The organism is Lishizhenia tianjinensis (genome assembly GCF_900116425.1).
Taxonomy (GTDB): Bacteria; Bacteroidota; Bacteroidia; order Flavobacteriales_D; family Crocinitomicaceae; genus Lishizhenia; species Lishizhenia tianjinensis.
In genome coordinates, this window is the sequence record NZ_FPAS01000001.1 from 578,948 (window position 1) to 593,552 (window position 14,605).

Annotated in this window: 12 protein-coding genes; 5 read left to right on the plus strand and 7 right to left on the minus strand. The window is 36.3% G+C overall.

Going from position 1 to position 14,605, the window contains the following annotated elements; translation table 11 throughout:
- Positions 1 to 95 precede the first annotated feature (95 nt).
- Both BM327_RS02840 and BM327_RS02845 read left to right on the plus strand, forming a co-directional pair.
- Positions 96 to 1,496: a cytochrome P450 gene (locus BM327_RS02840; protein WP_090246102.1), complete on the plus strand. Its 1,401-nt coding sequence runs from the start codon at positions 96 to 98 to the stop codon at positions 1,494 to 1,496.
- A 20-nt stretch (positions 1,497 to 1,516) separates the two neighbouring features.
- A complete protein-coding gene (locus BM327_RS02845; protein WP_090246104.1) occupies positions 1,517 to 2,050 on the plus strand; it encodes a glutathione peroxidase in 534 nt (177 codons plus the stop codon).
- A gap of 151 nt (positions 2,051 to 2,201) precedes the next feature.
- Here BM327_RS02845 and BM327_RS02850 read toward each other — a convergent pair whose 3' ends face one another.
- Positions 2,202 to 2,819: a YdeI/OmpD-associated family protein gene (locus tag BM327_RS02850; protein WP_090246106.1), complete on the minus strand. Its 618-nt coding sequence runs from the start codon at positions 2,817 to 2,819 to the stop codon at positions 2,202 to 2,204.
- A gap of 119 nt (positions 2,820 to 2,938) precedes the next feature.
- Between BM327_RS02850 and BM327_RS02855 the strand changes: the two genes are divergently transcribed.
- Positions 2,939 to 6,943, plus strand: coding sequence for a T9SS type A sorting domain-containing protein (locus tag BM327_RS02855; RefSeq protein WP_090246108.1), 4,005 nt, complete (start codon positions 2,939 to 2,941; stop codon positions 6,941 to 6,943).
- A gap of 136 nt (positions 6,944 to 7,079) precedes the next feature.
- On the opposite strand, the gene BM327_RS02860 is transcribed toward BM327_RS02855, so the two are convergent.
- Both BM327_RS02860 and BM327_RS02865 read right to left on the minus strand, forming a co-directional pair.
- Complete coding sequence (locus BM327_RS02860; RefSeq protein WP_090246110.1) at positions 7,080 to 8,636, minus strand: T9SS type A sorting domain-containing protein; 1,557 nt, start codon at positions 8,634 to 8,636, stop codon at positions 7,080 to 7,082.
- A gap of 137 nt (positions 8,637 to 8,773) precedes the next feature.
- Positions 8,774 to 9,634: a dienelactone hydrolase family protein gene (locus tag BM327_RS02865; RefSeq protein ID WP_090246112.1), complete on the minus strand. Its 861-nt coding sequence runs from the start codon at positions 9,632 to 9,634 to the stop codon at positions 8,774 to 8,776.
- 109 nt (positions 9,635 to 9,743) lie between these two features.
- Here BM327_RS02865 and BM327_RS02870 point away from each other — a divergent pair, with 109 nt between their 5' ends.
- Positions 9,744 to 10,838 carry a porin gene (locus BM327_RS02870; RefSeq protein WP_090246114.1) on the plus strand — a complete coding sequence of 365 codons (1,095 nt, stop codon included), beginning with the start codon at positions 9,744 to 9,746 and terminating at the stop codon, positions 10,836 to 10,838.
- A gap of 37 nt (positions 10,839 to 10,875) precedes the next feature.
- Here the strand turns inward: BM327_RS02870 and BM327_RS02875 are convergent, their stop codons facing one another.
- The 3 genes from BM327_RS02875 to BM327_RS02885 form a co-directional block, all read right to left on the minus strand.
- A complete protein-coding gene (locus BM327_RS02875) occupies positions 10,876 to 11,802 on the minus strand; it encodes an SRPBCC family protein (protein ID WP_090246117.1) in 927 nt (308 codons plus the stop codon).
- Positions 11,803 to 11,887: 85 nt separating this feature from the next.
- Entirely contained in the window at positions 11,888 to 12,484 is a 597-nt protein-coding gene (locus tag BM327_RS02880; RefSeq protein WP_090246118.1) for a Crp/Fnr family transcriptional regulator, read from the minus strand.
- Between the two features lies 1 nt (position 12,485).
- On the minus strand, positions 12,486 to 13,073 hold the full coding sequence (locus BM327_RS02885) for a hypothetical protein (RefSeq protein ID WP_090246120.1): 588 nt from the start codon (positions 13,071 to 13,073) through the stop codon (positions 12,486 to 12,488).
- Between the two features lie 149 nt (positions 13,074 to 13,222).
- On the opposite strand from BM327_RS02885, the gene BM327_RS02890 reads away from it, so the two are divergent.
- Positions 13,223 to 13,528 carry a hypothetical protein gene (locus BM327_RS02890; RefSeq protein WP_090246122.1) on the plus strand — a complete coding sequence of 102 codons (306 nt, stop codon included), beginning with the start codon at positions 13,223 to 13,225 and terminating at the stop codon, positions 13,526 to 13,528.
- Positions 13,529 to 13,608: 80 nt separating this feature from the next.
- Here the strand turns inward: BM327_RS02890 and BM327_RS02895 are convergent, their stop codons facing one another.
- Entirely contained in the window at positions 13,609 to 14,535 is a 927-nt protein-coding gene (locus BM327_RS02895) for a tryptophan 2,3-dioxygenase family protein (RefSeq protein ID WP_090246124.1), read from the minus strand.
- Positions 14,536 to 14,605 lie beyond the last annotated feature (70 nt).

Sequence of the window (14,605 nt, forward strand, 5' to 3'; positions counted from 1 at the left end):
ACAACTGCATAGCCCGTTAAAACGGCCAAAATTGTCCTTAAATTACTTTCTATAACGCTTAGGAATTTGCAATTTAGGAGTCACAAAATTTGACTATGCTTTCAAAAGATTTACCCGGTCCTAAGGGAAAACCCATTGTAGGAAATATGTTTGAAGTTGACATAAACAACTTGCATAATCAGCTCAGTGATTGGGTGGATGAATATGGCGATGTATTTAATTTGAATTTGGGTTTAACCAACATGCTTATTGTAGCCAAACCGTCGATGATAGATTACATACAAAAGAACAGACCGACCTTGTTTAGACGTATGGATAAGCTCAACAATGTATTGAAAGAAGAGGGGATATCTGGGGTTTTTAATGCAGAAGGAGAAGAGTGGAAACGTCATAGAATGATGGTGGCCAAAGGCCTTGATATCAAACATCAAATCGCTTTTTTTCCTTGGATGATGACGGTGACAGATCGTTTAAAGCGCAAATGGCAAAAGGATGTGAAGGAACAAGGAGCCTTTTCTATACAAGATGATTTTTTACGCTATACGGTAGACGTAAGTACAAATTTAGCTTTTGGGAAAGAGATGAATACCTTGGAAGAAAGACAAGGAGCCATACAAGATGATATGGAAAAGGTTTTCCCCATGATATTCAAACGTATCAATCAACCTATACCTTGGTACAAGTGGTTTAAATCTAAGGCGGATAAGGAATACAATGCGGCTACGGATAGGCTGCAAGAATTTGTAGATGATGTTATTACTAGCACCAAGCAAAAGCTCCATGATAATCCTTCGTTAAAGGAAAATCCACAAAACTTCTTAGAGGCTATAATTGTTGCTGCAGAAGAAGATCAACATTTTAATGATGCCGATATACGAAGTAACTTGCTGACCCTTTTGCTGGCAGGAGAAGATACAACAGCCCACACCTTAACCTGGGCCATAACTTTATTAAATGATCAACCCGAAGTTATTGCAAAGGCAAGGGAAGAGGTAGATCGTGTTTTAGGGGAACATCAAACCGTTACGCGTTTTGAACAATTACAACAATTGGAATATATAGGCGCGGTTATTAATGAAGTGATGCGTTTAAAACCTGTGGCACCTATTACTTTATATCAACCCAATGAAGATGTTGAAGTTGAGGGTGTTAAAATCCCAAAAGACAGCAGAATGCTCTTACATTTACGCAAAAGTGCAACCATGGAAGAACATTTTAGTAGAGCAGGGGAGTTTGTACCAGAAAGATGGATAAAGGCCAAAAGCCAATGTCCGGTACACAATACCGCTGCTTATAATCCTTTTGGTGGCGGACCAAGGTATTGTCCGGGAGCCAATTTAGCTTTGACAGAAATGAAATTAGTACTCGCCATGTTGTTCAAGAACTTCGATTTTAAGTTGGAGACAAATGTTGAGGATATCAAAGAAATCATGGCCTTTACGATGATGGCGAGTGATTTTAAAGTTAGTTTTACACCACGAAAGAACAATCATTAAATACAAACGTTTAAACTACTATGAAAGTATTATTAGTTGCAATGACCTTCTTAGGTATTATGTTAAATAGCGATATGAAAACACTACACGATTACACTGTTAAAGACATTACAGGAGAAGATTTCGATTTATCTTCTTTAAAAGGAAAGAAAGTAATGGTTGTAAATACAGCCTCTGAATGTGGATTAACCCCACAGTATGAACAACTACAAGAATTATACGCGGCTTATAAGGACAGTAATTTCACAATAATTGGATTTCCTTCAAACGATTTTGGAAAACAAGAACCAGGAACTAACGGTGAGATTCAAAAATTCTGTAAGTTAAATTATGGCGTAGAATTTCCGATGATGTCTAAGGTTGTTGTAAAAGGAGACAACAAGGCGGATGTCTACAAATTTTTAACGGAGAAAGCTTTGAATGGATTAGAAGATTCTGAAGTACAATGGAACTTTCAGAAGTATTTAATTGACGAAGAAGGAAAATTAGTAAGAGTAGTGGCTCCACAAATATTACCTATAGACTCTACAATTATAGAATGGATAGAAGGATAGATTAATTACTTAGAAAGTATTAAAAAGGGAGGATTTGAATGGTTCTCCCTAATACTAAATAATACTATTTAACATAATATTAATTATAAGACATTTGTAGTATAGCCGTAATTTGGGGCTATTTAACAATATGTTTTCATAATCTTTGCGTTTATCTCTCATTAAATCCTTTCCCCAATTTTATTTTAGGAATACACTTTTCTATTCGAGTATACTTTGTTTTTTCTTGCTTAGCACCGTTGATGTGAATTACATAGCTTTTTTGTCGGCCCGGTGTTAAAGCCATGAAGGCTGCTTCTAATTCTGGGTTATGTTTAAAGCTTTCTATTAATTCTACCGGAAGTTCAATTTCCTTTTTGGTTTGAACTTTTCGTCCGAGCTTTTCGTTTTCAGCAGCCTCGAATATATAAGCTTTTAAAAGTTCTTTGTGTGCTTCAATTTGAGCTATATCGTTCACTCTAAAGATTCTACTAACCTCGGCATTTTCACCTACCAGACTTAAAATATTCGCTTCATCATTAATCAATGCACCTTGGAAAAAGTTGATCGAACAATAGTCCTTAAACGCCGAAATAATGAGCACATTTTTACCATTGATGGTATAACACGGCATACCCCATTTACATTCCTCTTCTAAACCACAAGAATTAACTATGCTTCTCAGCATGGCGAGTTCTGCTGACCATTGGTGAACTTTGCACTCTGGCGTTGCTCCTTTAGAACAACGCAAACAGCCTTCTGTAAAATATAAATCGACGTTTTTTTGCATGACGAATACTTTCCTTAGTGATATTGAGATCGGTCAAATAAATTCCGCCCCAAAAGTAAAATTACTTCCTAGAAGCGGAGTAAATAAAATTACAAATTTAAATTTGTAAAAAAACTGTAATGAAAAAACACCTATATCTCTTTCTAATTCTTTTTGTATCAATTATTTCTAGAGCCAATTGGTCACCCGTTTCAACTGGAATTAACGACCATTTTAACGGTGTAATCCTTTGGGACACTTTGGCCGTATTAATTGGTAATCAGGGTATTTATTGCAATACACAAGTAGATTCCTCCCCTAGTAGTTTCAACCGCTTTGTCATGAATAATTCAGACTCATTACTGTACAACAACATGCAATTCAAGGATATGATAGAGTTGTCTAGCGGTGAAGTAATGATAGCCGCCAATGATACGGTTATTCATCAAGCCATGTTGTTTCGCTTTAACGCAACCAATAACACTTATAGTTTTACATATACCTCTCCAGTTAACCATAGCTTTAATGGTATAGGTAAGTTTGGATTAGATTTATTTGCTGTGGGTGACAATGGATTCATTGTGGAATATGATGGGCTTTCATCAACGGTACTGAATTTAAATCTTTCCTACATTGATTTGAATGATTTTGTTTCGAGTAGTACGACTTATTTAATTGTTGCAGATGGTTATTATTTTAAGAGCAATTTAGCACCATCTGCTGCATCACCGAATGTATTTTTTCTTCCTGATAATTTAAAGTCGAGCACCTTTTATAATTCTTCGCAGTTTATGCTTGGAGGACAAAATTTTTATCATTCGAGCACCCTACCGAATTCAAATAGCTATCATAATTACGGTGATTTAAACCTCAAAGAAATGATTAGAGTTGGCAGTAAGGTGTTTTTAGCAACTGATCATGGTGTTTTTAATGTACTTAATACTTCCTCAACAGCGAATATAGAATACCAACCAAGTTCATTGGCTACCAACCTTAATGGAATTTATTACGATAATTTTGGTTCCCAGCTTATGGCTTGTGGAAACAATGGTGCCCTACTCTATTCTTCTACCACCTCTATTGCTCAAGAACCCTATGTTAAAATAACGCATAATTATGAATGCGAAGGATTGAATACACCCTTGAGAGCACAGGTAGGATCTAGTAGCAGTTGTTCTTGGTATATGGACAATGTACTTGTAGCCAATACTTGTGGTATTTATTATCCGAATGGTAGTAATCTTACTGCTTCAACTGTTAGTTTAGTAGTTTCCAATGCTTACTTTTCAGATTCTACGAGTGCACCCTATTATTATATAGATTCGGCAGACATTGATGTGCCTATCACCTATGTGGATACTATTTTATGTAGAGTTGGTGAAATTCAATTGGAAGTACAAAACAGTGAAATTGATAGGACTTACAGCCTTGAAAAACTCGGTAGTTTTTCTCCACTAACACCGGTTGTTCAAGGAACTGGAGGGAGCATAAGCTTAGAGACAGATAGTCTTACCGATACAGGACCTTATCACATAAATATAGGCTCTGTTTACGGGAGTTGTAGGTGGTACCAAAGGGATACTTTTACGGTTAAAATTCAAGATCCGAAAAGTTTCATTCACGCCAACAAAACAAATGTTGAAATCAACGAAACAGTGCAATATTATGCTCAATCTACGGAAGCAACGAATTTTCTATGGACCTTCCCTACTAATGCCAGTATTACAACCAGCAACTTAGAGGCTCCGGTGGTTACGTATAACTCTTTGTCTACCCCCTCACTAAGTTTAGTGTCTTGGACAAATGAAATGTGTTATGATACTGCTACTTTAATAGGACCTACAGTGTTTAATAATCCTAGTCTTTCGAATCCTTGTTACATAGATACCTTTAACACGAATATTAGTACTTCTCCAGACTCCCCATTTCTTGCTAAATTAAAGAATGCGCAAGAAGGCTATTTTGCCATTTATAGAACCTATAAGGAGGGGATTTATAGTAGAAATGGAACACAAAAGTTTAATAGTGAACCTGGAGAGTATTTGGTAAAATACGACGACGATGATAACATGAAGTGGTTTGTGCGACAAGGTACGAACAGTAATAATGATATCTCTTACCAAATGATGGTAGAAGAAGCACCTAATGGGGATATTTATTTGGCAGGATCAGGTGGAACATACTCTTATTTTTATGATAATACAGGGGACTCTATTTTTGTACATTCAGGGGCCTACTTAATACGTTTAGACAGCTTGGGGAAAATCATTTGGTATAATCTTGTTGAACCCTACGGAGCATATATACGCGGACTAGCCGTGGATAATAATGGAGAGGCTGTGATTAGTTTTGCCACCAATGATGTAATAGATGTTTACATCAACCACAATGGAACCATTATAGACACTATCCCAATACTACCTTCAACTTATTATAATATAGAAGGTCAGATTATAAAATTTGATTCTAACGGAGCAATGAAACACAGGATCTTGCACAGCAATTATTATATAGATCATATTAGCTTCGATGCGCAGAATAGAATGTACCTCATTCATAATAGTGGAATTGAAAATTTAATCGACAACTCTTCTAATTCACACAATATTAGTTGGCCAAACATACCTGGGAACTTAGTGTCATCAGGTGTTACAATAGTTTGTTTAGATACTGCAAGTAATTACCTCTGGGACTTTAAGACTCATGATGTTAACGCTTCGGCTTCAGGAATACGTTTACATGATTTTCATCAAGAGGAGAATGGAGATTTATTTTTAATCATGGACAATGACGTATTTGGCGGAAATTCGTCACAACTTATCTACGATTCTCAAGACTCTGTTACTACCTATACCTCAGGCAGCTTTTGTTTTATGAAAATTAATGGAGACGGAAAAATGATGTGGATAAATGGAATGACCGATACACCCGTTATTAACGATATGTATTTGGAGCGAGAAAAAAATAGTGATACGCTTTATTTAATAAGTACAGGTCGACTGAATAACGCGCCTTACAATAGTCCAATTCGACACATCAACCTTGCAAGCAGAGGTAGCATACCGGTTAAATTCCCCATGCTTAGAAACACCTATTTTCACGCTAAATATGACACGAGTGGTGTGCTATATACGGTAAATACAAGTACTTCCCAAAACACACCCATGATAGAAGAGTTTAATTCTGATATTGTTTTAAAGGAGGATGGATTTAGACATTTCAAAGTTATAAATACTTCCATTAACTATCTTCCTTTTACCTACAGTTCATTTGGTGGTAATATTCATGTAAATGAAATGAATCTAGAGTATTTTGAGCATTATGATACGGAATGCGGTACAACTTACTGCCCAGGTTACTCCTTGCAGACAACAGATACTGTGTGCATTTATGGGAGTTATACTTATTTGGATGGCCATACGGTTGACAGTATTACAACTCCAGGTTTATACAAGGGATACTACCCTGTTCCCAACAGTAATTGCCATGGAGATTTTCAAACCTACCTTTACATTAATACAGATAATGATGTTGATGCTTACGATACTGTTTGCATAGGCGATAGCTATATTTTCCCGGACCAGACGAGCGTAAATAATATTCTAAGCGATTTTACCCAAATAAGTACTTTGTACAATTCACTTGGTTGTGATAGTACTATAAATACACACATTGAGGTACTACAGGATATTGATTTAGGAACTAGTGTTACGGGTGATTCTTTGTATTACAATTTCCCTTTGTTTAACTATAGCTACCAATGGCTGGAATGTGAGAACAATACCTACACAGCAATACCAGGTGCAACTAATAGTTATTATATAGCACCAGCCAATGGATCTTATAGTTTAAGTATTTCGAATGGATACTGTTCTGACACTATAGCTTGTATAGATATGGATGATTTAAAAATTGAAGATATTCCGTCGATGGCAGTTGACATCTACCCTAATCCTTCTACAGGAGAGTTTAATGTGCAAACTTTACAGGGAGAATACCAACTAGAATTATTGAGTATCAATGGTGAACTTCTAAGAAGTTATGCGGTAAAGGAAGAAAAGTTTGTGCTTGATTTATCAGGATATGCCAAAGGGGTATATTTCATTCGTATAGATCAAAAAGTATATAAAATCATTTTAAAGTAGTTTCATATCAGCAGTTTATTACTTGGATGGATGCTGTTGTGCTTTAACAAGTTTATCTATTCCAACAAAATTAGATGACATAAAAAAACGGAGACTCATTTTTGGGTCTCCGTTTTTAATTTCACTTGGTTCTTTTTTATTCTTTTATGAGTCTCATGGTTTGAGAAGCACCTTCATTGCTGCGCAATTCAACCATATAAACCCCATTAGACAAAGTGCTCATATCAATAATGGCAGAATTTCCATCTAAGATCTTACTCCCGACTACATCATAAACTACATAAGTAAAATTGTTTAACGTAGTTTGAATGTGCGCTATGTTCGAAGTTGGGTTTGGATATAAAGTCCAATCTATTTTTTCAAAATTAGTAGTACTTGCGCAATCCGTAACATTCACTTCTAGGGTTGTTTCACATCCACTGGCATTACTTACCACACACGTGTAAACTCCTGCAGTATCAACCGTTGTGGTTTGAGTATCGTCTCCATTGTTCCATAAATAGCTATCGTATCCACTTCCTGCGTCTAACACTACGGCTCCATCACAAACATTGGTGTCTGCAATTGTATTTGCTACAGGACCATCGTTTACATTCACTACTGCTGTTACAGAATCTCCACAGCCGTTGGTTCCCTCCACTGTGTAGGCTATATCAAAGGTACCTGCAGTTCCAAATGTATGGTTGAAAGAAGATGTTGTAGACATAGATGTTCCGTCTAAATACCATTCTTCCGTATCAAAACTTGCGCTTGTGTTGTTGGTGAAAGTTAAGTTCTCACCTACACAAATCGTAGTGTCAAAAGGATTTATTTGACCTCCTTCTGGAGACAAGAGTAATTCCACATTTTCTGTAGCTGTAACGGCAGGACAACCTGGATTAGATGCTGCTAGCTCAAAACTATGCATACCTGCAGAGGCATTAACAGGATAACTCAGTTGTTCAAATGTCGTTAAAGTTGTTGTTCCGTCCATAGTCCAAGTAAAGTTGGTAGCATTTGTAGTAGTGGCACTAATGTTTACTAAATCACCTTGACAAACTTGTGTAGCTGCCGGCGAAGTTGAATTAATTACAGGTGGAGCGTATACACCTAAGAAAGCAGTGGTTGAATCTGAACACGTGCCATTAGAAACCACAAGTTTTATGATGTGAGTTCCTGGAGATAAGGTATCTGTTTGCCAGTTTTGTGCATTGCCGGCGTAATTACCATTTATATACCAGTTTTGAGAAGTTGTTCCTGTACTGGTATTGTTAATTCCAGTAAAATCACCTTCACAATTCGAAATATCCAAAATGGTAAAATCTGCTTCAGCTCCACAACATGAGGTTACACTCAAAGGTAAGTTTACGGTATTGTATGAAGTTGAATTCAATACCCCAGTGACACTTACTGTGTAACTACCTGCCGATAAAGAAGGCAGCGTTACGTTTTGTGTAAATGATGTTAACGCAGGTAAGACAATTCCCCCTACTGAATATTGAACCTCAATATTGATATTACTCCCAACCACAGAAACGTTATTTGCCACAAAGGTATAATTGGCTCCTCCCAATTGACCAGATACAACAATAACATTGGTTGAACAAGTATAAGCCGGTGATGTTTGTAAGGAAACGTTTTGAATCGTAACCGAAGTCCAACCGGTAAGGACTCCCGTAATGCAAAGCAATAGGGTTAATAGTAGTTTTTTCATTGTATAGTTTTTAGTGTTTTTGACTTTCTAGCAATTCAGTCATGTGTAAATTTAAACATTTCGTGAAATAAAAAGTGGTTGACGAAAAAAAAACCGCCAACAATTATGTTAACGGCTTTAAATTATTTACACTTCCTTTATTGGAAGGATAGTTTCAACATAGACTTCAATTCTTCCCATGACTGTTCATCAGCATCTAAATTGTAAGCCAAAGGCAAATCAAATTTCTTTCCAAGACTATCAGAAGCTTTACTCGTGAATCCATGGGTAGCACCTGGGTACTCTATGTACTTATAATCCACATCTAAGCTATCCAAAGCACTTTTGTAGGTCACAACATCTTCGTTTTTAATAAATGGATCATCCGCTCCATTACAAACTAATATTCTTGCTTTTAATTGATCATTAGGCATAATAGGAAGTTTTACACCGCTGTGAAATGCTGCTGCTCCTTTTAAATTATAACCAGCATCTGCCATGGTTAAGGCAACGCTACCTCCAAAACAGTAACCGATAACGGCTATGTTGTTGGTATCAACAGTTGGATCTTTCTTTAAAGCCTCTAAAGCCGCTTCAAATCTGGCTTTTGCTACAGGCATGTTAGACATTACTTCGCTGGAAAAACTACCTGCATCCAATGAATGCTTGGCTTGTTTACCATTTCCGTACATATCTATTGCTAGCGCGGTATATCCCAAATCTGCCAGCATGTCTGCTCTTTTTCTTACATAATCGTTATGTCCCCACCATTCGTGTATTACGATAATACCAGGTCTTCTTCCCTCTGTGAGTTTACTGTGAACAATGTAACCCTTCATGTCTGTTGTAGGAGAGCTATAGTCTAATTCATTGGCTACCAAAAGTCTCCTCTCCTCATCCTCCTTCACTACTCCTGATACATCTTCATTTTCAGAATTTTCAGTTTTCACTTCATCCTTACAGGCCATTAAACTCCCCATAATTAGTAATACGAAAATTGATTTATACGCATTTTTCATTGTCTCTGATTTTTTATTGATGTTAGTACTCTGTAGTTTTGTCTCAATTTATAACAATTAATTCTATTTTAGGTTAAATTACGTCAATTATTTTAAGATCTTTTAAACAATGAAAATCAAGCATATATTACTCTTGCTAGGAATGGCTCCAATGCCTTTAATGGCGCAGCAAGACAGTACGAATCTAAGTTGGAAAAGTAAACCTAGTATCTCGCTAATGGGCTATGTTGACACCTATTATGCCTATGATTTCAATGAACCTTCAACCGGACCTCGTCAGAATTTCATTTACAATTTTAACAGACACAACGAATTCAATATCAATCTAGGATTGATACAGTTAGAAGTAGAACACGATAAATACAGAGCTCAGTTAGGCTTTCAAACGGGTACCTATCCCCAAGATAATTATACGCCGGAACAAGAATTGATGAGTAACATCAACTCTGCTAGTGTTGGGATAAGTTTAGATAAAAGCAATAAATGGTGGCTAGATGCAGGAGTATTTCCTTCGAATTTAGGTTTTGAGTCGGCCATGTCTATAAAAAACTGGACTTTATCAAGATCCTTGGTAGCAGAGAGTTCTCCCTATTATCTTGCTGGAAGTAAATTAAGTTTTACACCTTCGGAAAAATGGAGTTACACCTTTTTGGTGAGCAATGGATGGCAAAAAATTAGACGAACTCCAAATAATTCCTTGCCTTCATTTGGGTCTCAAGTAGTTTATACTCCAAAGGCAAACATAGAATTGAATTGGAGTACCTATGTTGGTCCCGAAGGAGATGATGCTTCAAGAGAGATGCGTTATTTCAACAATCTATTTGCTATCCTGAACAAAGACAAAAAGTGGAGTTGGATTCTAGGATTAGACGCAGGTTTTCAAGAGAACCAAGGAATATGGGCTGCTCCAGTACTGATTAGCAGGGTAAAGTTAAGCCCGGCTTCTTCCCTAGCCTTTAGGGCAGAGTACTTTGGAGATGCTGGTAATATTATCATTTCTCAACCCTTTTCTTTACAAACAGAAATCTTTGGTTTTTCAGTGAATTACGATTATCGCCCGGTGGAAAATGTTGCCCTAAGGTTTGAGGCTAGATATTTTGAAGGTGGAGAGTATTTTAGTTTTAGTAACGTGGATGGAGCTTATAGTAATAATCTGTGTCTACTGGCTTCTTTGGCCATACAACTGGATAAAAAATGGAAATAAAAAAAGGGCTGATGTTTAAATCGGCCCTTTTTTGTAGTTATCTTATTCTTCCCATGTGAATTTCTGTTACCAAATCTTCTGGTGCTGTGTTTTCGGGTGAATTTAAGTAAAGTTCTATGGGGTCAAAATTCTTGTCTTTCTTGAAAATTTTGGCTCTATCTCTCATGAATATTGCCGACCAAGCATTACCAATATGGTGATAGGGTCCAGTGTGTTTTACGACATAGGTATCTTGAGCTGGAATATTACCTACAACAAAACCATTGGGTACTTTATCGGGTAAGGAATAAAGTCCAATCGCCGCTGTATAGGTCGTTTGATTTTTAGCTAATTTCCATTCGTGATAAATAGAAAAGGCGTGGTCTCTTACATCTAAATCATTACTCTTGGTGATGTCGTATAAAGCTTTGTAATCCTGAGTCATAGCATCAGAGATTGTATCCATAGATGTAGTTGTTTTACGGCCTATGTAATACATGGCTTCAAGAGATGAATTACCAACGAATTCTAAGTTAGATTTTACCTTTCCTTCCTCTAAATATTCTTTAAGCATGAGCAAACCACGGTTGTAATCCATACCTATCATGGCTGTCATCATATTCTTAAAAAAGAACATGAAAAAAGGAAGCTTATTATCTAAGGTCCAATGCACGCGGGAACCTTCTTGCTCTGCCTTTATAATGAAAGCAACTTTAGCTTTACTCTTAAAAGGTTTAATAAAATTTAAGTCAACCTCAATAGATGAATTTGGTGTGCTGCCCGTAATGCGCATTTCACCCTCTCCCACCAAATTTCCTTTCCAATGGTAGTGTTGATTATTTTCGTCTACAGTTACAACAACTTCTTTCTCTGTTATGGTCCAGGGTGACCAAACTTTCCAATGATTAAAGTCCATGAGCTTCTCATAGACCTCGCTGGGTTTCACATCTATAAAAATAGATTTATCAACGTTTATTCTCGGCATGTTTAATAGTTTTGGATGAATATAAAAAGAAAAAGGATGCAAAAAAAATGCATCCTTCTCCTCTAAGTATCCTAGTACTAGTAAACTATCTATATATTTTTCTATTGATAATCTTCACTTCGTTTGCCTCTGCAAGTTTCTTTAAATTACGAATAACGGTTTCCACTCTAAGTCCGGTTAAATCCGCTATTTGTTGTCGGGTTAAATTCACCTCAAAGCCAAATTCTTCCTGTATATCATAAATGGTGTGTTTGAGGTAATCTAAAAAAGTTAGGATTTTATGTTCGGCGCTGTAGGTTGCAATTTCGGCCGACATAAGTGCTTTGTAGTGTAAGCGTTTTGCCAAGTTTTTAGAAAAATTGAGGTGTACCTTAGGATTTTCCTCTAACATTTTAAAAAAGGCGGACTTACCCAAACGGTATAAATCTGAATCTACTATGGCTATTGCGTTTGCTAGATATTTAAAATCTCCTATTAAGGCAAAATCACCAAAACTCCTTCCTCCAGAAATTATCTCCTGAATAAATTCTCTCCCCTCTTCGTTTACATCATTGATTTTAATATCTCCTTCTTTAACCTGATAGAAAAAACGAGGCACATCGTTCTTTTCGAACAAAACTTCACCTTTTTTAAGATGTATTTTCTCAGCTCCGTAACGAAGCATCATTTCTTCTTTGATCATGCTAAAACGGGTATAACAAGGTTGCGGTAAAGGATCCTCTTTTTCCACTTTCTACACGAAAGTTTTCATCAAAGTACTTTCCATCGTTTAAACCATAGGTATAAGCCACTTTTACGGCTATGGTTCTGTTGGGCAAATCAATTTGTCCGCCTAGCTCTGCACTAGGTCCAAATACCTGTTCAATGGGCAATCCAAATTCTTTGTAGAAGTTATATTCCATTCCCACACCAATAAAGAAATTAGAAGCTTCAGGATTACCAAGAACAAATTCTCCGTATACCGGCACATTAATACCCAAGTTACCGTAAATTGTTCCGCCTACACCCAGAAAAGAAACACCACCAAAAGGATAAGAAGCCAAACCGTAAGAAATATTTGGTCGCTTATTAATTAAATATTTACCGCCGTAACTTAATCCATAAATTATAGACGAATAATTTACAGTACCAGCAAATATATTTTGATCTGCATAAACCAAATCTTGTTGATAGTGGGAATAAACTAAACCTGGACCTGCATATTGATAATAATCCTGCGCACTTGCCCCTGCGCTAAACAATAAGAACAGGCCAACAATTAATCTTTTCATATACTGTATTTATAACACTTACAATAATACCATTTTCTAAGGCAAAATAGCTATAAAAGTAGGTCAACATTCAATTAAAAACTATGATTGAGGTCATAAAATTCCCTAAAACTTGACCTTAATTTTAACCTAAACAAAACACAAAGATCATGAGTGCAAAAACAGCAGTAGCAACAGTAGATAATGGATTTTACGCCAAATTGGAACACGCTAGATTTGGGTTAACAACTATAGGTATGACGCTTCAATCTTGTTTAAGTGCAGTAGCTGTTAACTACCTTCTTCAGTTGGATAATGACAGGGATTTAATTCCTTTAATTTTAATTGCAATGATAACCATGGCCTCTAACGCTTTTATCATTGCACAAATGAGTATGAAACTCATCTTTAACACTTTTGTATTAAGTATAATTAGCGCCACAGCGTTCTTAATTTACGCCTTACTAAGTGTATAATTCTAACTCATAACAACAACATAAAAAAAAGCCCGCTCAACCATAGTTGCAGCGGGCTTTTAATAGCTTATAAAGTTGAATTATTGTTCTAAATCTTCTCCCCAGTTTGCCAATTCTTGTTCTGACCATAAACTTGGGAAAAATACTCTACGTTGGTACTTCGGGTGCATGTATTTGGTCCAATCACTACCTCCAGTTGCTGCTTTTGGCTTATCCGTTTGTCCGTAGTTCAAATATTTTTTTGCCGTATTGTAGTGTGCCATTACCCATGTAATGTTTATGGTATAGTCTAAATGACGCATAGCAGCAATCAAATCTTCGTTTTCTCTTGCTTCTTTTGGTAAAGATAAATACAGCGAGTACAAGTTATTCTCACTGTGCTTTTCCATGTAGTCTAAAAAGAAACTCTTGTACTTCTTCTCAAAATTGAAAAGCAATTGTTTTTTCTCACCAGTTTTGAAGTTCTTACCTGCAGCTTGCCAGTAAAGTCTGTTGAAAATATCTTCTGTTTCAGAATCTTTATCCACTTCTTTTCTAAACCTTGGATCTACTAAATTCAAAGCATTGGTACAAGAGAACTCTATCATTCTGTACTGTGCGCTTTGGAAACCACTAGCTGGCGTTAAAGTATCTCTAAACAATAAATATTGCTCAGGTTCCATTCCATCTCTCATGATAGTGAACGATGATGTTAACATATCGAAGTAACGAGATATTCTTGAAAGTTTTGAAGAGAACAATTCTGGTGTTAAAACTTCGGCATCTTTGAGTTGCTCAATTTCGTGAAGCATCATTTTAAACAAAATCTCATTGACTTGGTGATACATGATAAACACCATTTCGTCTGGGAAATCTGTTCTCGGTTTTTGTAGAGATAATAGAGCTTCTGTATCAATATAGTCCCAATAAGTAATTGGTTTTTGGTACAATAAACCTTTCAAATAGGTTTCCATTGGCTCATCTATACTCTTGTATTTCGCTTCTAATTTATCTAAAGTCTCTTTCATTCGTCGTTGTTTACAATCTTCAAAGATGAAGTTTTTCTAGCTCTTATTTTATGATATAGGTCATAAAAGC

Excerpts from the sequence above, each read along its gene's own strand:
- BM327_RS02895 (WP_090246124.1), bottom strand. The coding sequence starts at position 14,535 with ATGAAAGAGACTTTAGATAAATTAGAAGCGAAATACAAGAGTATAGAT.
- BM327_RS02860 (WP_090246110.1), bottom strand. The coding sequence starts at position 8,636 with ATGAAAAAACTACTATTAACCCTATTGCTTTGCATTACGGGAGTCCTT.
- BM327_RS02855 (WP_090246108.1), top strand. The coding sequence starts at position 2,939 with ATGAAAAAACACCTATATCTCTTTCTAATTCTTTTTGTATCAATTATT.
- BM327_RS02850 (WP_090246106.1), bottom strand. The coding sequence starts at position 2,819 with ATGCAAAAAAACGTCGATTTATATTTTACAGAAGGCTGTTTGCGTTGT.
- BM327_RS02845 (WP_090246104.1), top strand. The coding sequence starts at position 1,517 with ATGAAAGTATTATTAGTTGCAATGACCTTCTTAGGTATTATGTTAAAT.
- BM327_RS02890 (WP_090246122.1), top strand. The coding sequence starts at position 13,223 with ATGAGTGCAAAAACAGCAGTAGCAACAGTAGATAATGGATTTTACGCC.
- BM327_RS02865 (WP_090246112.1), bottom strand. The coding sequence starts at position 9,634 with ATGAAAAATGCGTATAAATCAATTTTCGTATTACTAATTATGGGGAGT.
- BM327_RS02840 (WP_090246102.1), top strand. The coding sequence starts at position 96 with ATGCTTTCAAAAGATTTACCCGGTCCTAAGGGAAAACCCATTGTAGGA.
- BM327_RS02885 (WP_090246120.1), bottom strand. The coding sequence starts at position 13,073 with ATGAAAAGATTAATTGTTGGCCTGTTCTTATTGTTTAGCGCAGGGGCA.
- BM327_RS02875 (WP_090246117.1), bottom strand. The coding sequence starts at position 11,802 with ATGCCGAGAATAAACGTTGATAAATCTATTTTTATAGATGTGAAACCC.
- BM327_RS02870 (WP_090246114.1), top strand. The coding sequence starts at position 9,744 with ATGAAAATCAAGCATATATTACTCTTGCTAGGAATGGCTCCAATGCCT.
- BM327_RS02880 (WP_090246118.1), bottom strand. The coding sequence starts at position 12,484 with ATGATCAAAGAAGAAATGATGCTTCGTTACGGAGCTGAGAAAATACAT.